Source organism: Streptomyces adustus, from assembly GCF_009377175.1.
GTDB classification, from domain to species: Bacteria; Actinomycetota; Actinomycetes; order Streptomycetales; family Streptomycetaceae; genus Streptomyces; species Streptomyces adustus.
The window spans coordinates 1-3,087 of record NZ_VJZD01000474.1; the positions used below are offsets into that span (position 1 = coordinate 1).

Sequence of the window (3,087 nt, forward strand, 5' to 3'; positions counted from 1 at the left end):
GCGGGAAGGGCCTGGCGGGACCGGGGCACCGGCGCCCGGCGTACCCCGTCCGGGGCGTCGTCGCCCGCCACCTGAGACGGCCCCCGGCTGGTTGGCCTCCCGGCCCCCCGGCCGGTTAGGTTTCCCTCATGACCGAAACGACTGCTCCTCGCACCACCGGCGCCGTGGCCGCCGGGCTCGCCACCGTCGCCGCCGACGGCACCGTTCTCGACACCTGGTTCCCCGCGCCCGAGCTGTCCGCCGCCCCGGGCCCCGCCGGCACCGAGCGGCTCGACGACGAACGCACCCGTGAGCTGCTCGGTGAGCACGGCGTCGCCGCCCTCGGCAAGGACGAGGTGCGCGGCGTGGAGATCGTCGCGGTCCGTACGGTCATCTCCTCGCTCGACGACAAGCCGCTCGACACGCACGATGTCTACCTGCGTCTGCACCTGCTCTCGCACCGGCTGGTCAAGCCGAACGAGCAGAACCTGGACGGCATCTTCGGCTTCCTCGCCAACGTCGCCTGGACCTCGCTCGGCCCGGTCGCCGTGGACACCCTGGAGACCGTGCGTCTGGCCGCCCGCGCGCGCGGCCTGCACCTCGGCGTCTTCGGCGTGGACAAGTTCCCGCGCATGACCGACTACGTGGCCCCGGCCGGCGTCCGCATCGCCGACGCCGACCGCGTCCGCCTCGGCGCCCACCTCGCGGCCGGCACCACCGTGATGCACGAGGGCTTCGTCAACTTCAACGCCGGCACCCTGGGCACCTCCATGGTCGAGGGCCGCATCTCGCAGGGCGTCGTGGTCGGCGACGGCTCGGACATCGGCGGCGGCGCCTCCACCATGGGCACCCTCTCCGGCGGCGGCAAGCAGCGCGTCGCCATCGGCGAGCGCTCCCTGGTCGGCGCCGAGGCCGGCGTGGGCATCGCCCTCGGCGACGACTGCGTGGTCGAGGCGGGCCTGTACCTGACCGCCGGCACCCGCGTCACGCTGCCCGACGGCGAGATCGTCAAGGCCCGCGAACTGTCCGGCGCCTCCAACATCCTCTTCCGCCGCAACTCGGTCACCGGCACGGTCGAGGGCCGCCCGAACAACGCGGAGTGGGGCGGCTTGAACGAGGTCCTGCACAGCCACAACTGATCACCGCACCCGCGCGAGCGCCCTTCCGTCCCCCCTTGGGGGCCGGGAGGGCGCTCGTGTCACCCCGGCAGTCCGGCCGCGAAGCGGGCCAGCGTCGCGAAGTCGTCCGGCCGCAGCCCGATGCGTGGGTCGACGTGGTGCAGCAGGGCGGGGCCGGGGTGGTGGGCGGTCACGTACGCGTCGTCGGCCTGGCTCTGCTCGTCGTCCACCCAGGCGAAGGGGCGGTCCCCGGCGTACGCCACGATCGCCTCGGTCTTCCAGTGCACCCCGTCGGGCCGATACGCGAACAGCTGGGCGCCGAAGTCGACGTACGGCAGTGCGGGCAGTCCTATGACTGGCGCGATCCAGCGGTTCGCCTCGTCCATCCAGGTCGTGGCCCAGCACAGCTCGAACGGCAGGGCGAGCAGCGCCGCGCCGTGTTCCCGGTTCAGCCAGACCCGCAGCGGCCGCCCCGGCCGTACCGCGGCCCGGATCGTCGTGTAACCGGCGGGCCGTCGCTCTGCTTGCGCGGCGTACGGGTTGAGCGGGCCGTCGACGTCGAGGAAGAGCAGAGGGCGGCTCATCCGGTCACCGTACGGCAGTGGGGGCTAGGGGCGCGCGGTCGTTTTCGACGGGCGGCGGACCTCCGACTCGTACGCGATGACCGGCACTGACCGGACTCGTACCCGGCCCTTTGCGGGTCGTCAGTCGGCGACGAGGCGTCCGTACTCCGCCAGCAGTCCGTCGACCGCCTCGCGGCCCGCGGGCCGCAGCGGTGCGCGGACCGGGCCGGCCGGTAGGCCGAGGGCGCCCAGGAGCGCCTTGGCGGTGACGGCGCCCGGCAGGCCCGAGGCCATCATCGACTCGATGAGGGGGACGGCCCGCCGCTGGAGCCGGGCCGCCCCCTCCGTGTCGCCCGCGTCGAACGCGTCCAGTACCGAACGCAGGTGGCGCGGGACGACGTTCGCGACCGTGCTGACGTATCCGGCGGCGCCCACCGCGTACAGGGCGAGGTTGTGCTCGTCGCAGCCCGCGTAGTACGCCAGGTCCGTGCGGGACAGCACCTTCTGGGTGCCGAGGAAGTCGTAGGAGCAGTCCTTGACCGCGACGATCCTGGGGTGTTCGGCGAGGCGGACCATCGTGTCGGGCTCGATACGGGTGCCGGTGCGGCCGGGGATGTCGTACAGCACGACCGGCAGGCCACTGGCGTCCGCCACCTCCCTGAAGTGCTCCTCGACCGCGTCCTGCGGGGGCCTGCTGTAGTAGGGGGTCACCACCAGCACCGCGTCCGCACCGGCCCGCTCCGCCGACCGGGCGAGTTCCACGGTGTGCCGGGTGTCGGAGGTGCCCACACCGGCGAGCAACGGCACCCGGTCGCCCACCGCCGCCCGGACGGCCCTGATCAGCGCCGACTTCTCGGCGTCGGTCGTGGTCGGCGACTCGCCGGTGGTGCCGGACAGGACGAGCCCGTCGCAGCCTTCCGCCACCAGCAGCGCGGCCAGTCGCCCCGCACCGTCGAGGTCGAGCGCGCCCGCCTCGGTGAACGGCGTGATCATGGCGCAGAGGGCGCGGCCGAAGGGCGGGGCGGAGGAACCGGTGTGCGTCATGGGGTCAGTCTCGGCAGAACGATCGTGTAGATCCACTTAATTCTGCTGCGAGGTATTGGTAAGGATCCCTGAGAGGTGGAGGGGGCGGAGCGGTGGCGACCTCCTCGGTCCGGCCGTCTCGCCGTTCCGGCCGGGTGCCCGGCGGCGGGCGCGACCGACGGGGTTGGTCGAGGCACTGTGTCCCCTTCGGGCCTTCATGGGTCACTATGGCCATGACGGTCACAGACCCCTGTCATGGGAGGCGTCATGAAACTCGGCAAGGCACTCGCCACCGGTGTCGCGCAGGAGCGGCCGCAGGCCCGTCCGGACGAACTCGAACTCCCCCGTGAGGCAGTGGACGTGGAAGCCACCGCCGCCCCCTCCGTCTCCGCTTCCGCCACCCC

3 protein-coding genes are annotated in these 3,087 nt (G+C 73.0%); 1 reads left to right on the plus strand and 2 read right to left on the minus strand.

Annotation, left to right across the window (positions count from 1 at the left end):
• The first annotated feature begins 128 nt into the window (after positions 1-128).
• Positions 129-1,118, plus strand: a complete 990-nt coding sequence (gene dapD, locus FNH09_RS45730) for a 2,3,4,5-tetrahydropyridine-2,6-dicarboxylate N-succinyltransferase (RefSeq protein WP_152895771.1) — start codon at positions 129-131, stop codon at positions 1,116-1,118.
• Positions 1,119-1,177: 59 nt separating this feature from the next.
• On the opposite strand, the gene FNH09_RS45735 is transcribed toward dapD, so the two are convergent.
• Both FNH09_RS45735 and dapA read right to left on the minus strand, forming a co-directional pair.
• Positions 1,178-1,681 (minus strand): hypothetical protein, encoded by a 504-nt coding sequence (locus FNH09_RS45735; RefSeq protein ID WP_152895772.1) that lies wholly within the window; start codon positions 1,679-1,681, stop codon positions 1,178-1,180.
• Positions 1,682-1,801: 120 nt separating this feature from the next.
• Positions 1,802-2,704, minus strand: coding sequence for a 4-hydroxy-tetrahydrodipicolinate synthase (dapA, locus tag FNH09_RS45740; protein ID WP_152895773.1), 903 nt, complete (start codon positions 2,702-2,704; stop codon positions 1,802-1,804).
• Positions 2,705-3,087: the final 383 nt, after the last annotated feature.

Excerpts from the sequence above, each read along its gene's own strand:
- FNH09_RS45735 (WP_152895772.1), bottom strand. The coding sequence starts at position 1,681 with ATGAGCCGCCCTCTGCTCTTCCTCGACGTCGACGGCCCGCTCAACCCG.
- dapA (WP_152895773.1), bottom strand. The coding sequence starts at position 2,704 with ATGACGCACACCGGTTCCTCCGCCCCGCCCTTCGGCCGCGCCCTCTGC.
- dapD (WP_152895771.1), top strand. The coding sequence starts at position 129 with ATGACCGAAACGACTGCTCCTCGCACCACCGGCGCCGTGGCCGCCGGG.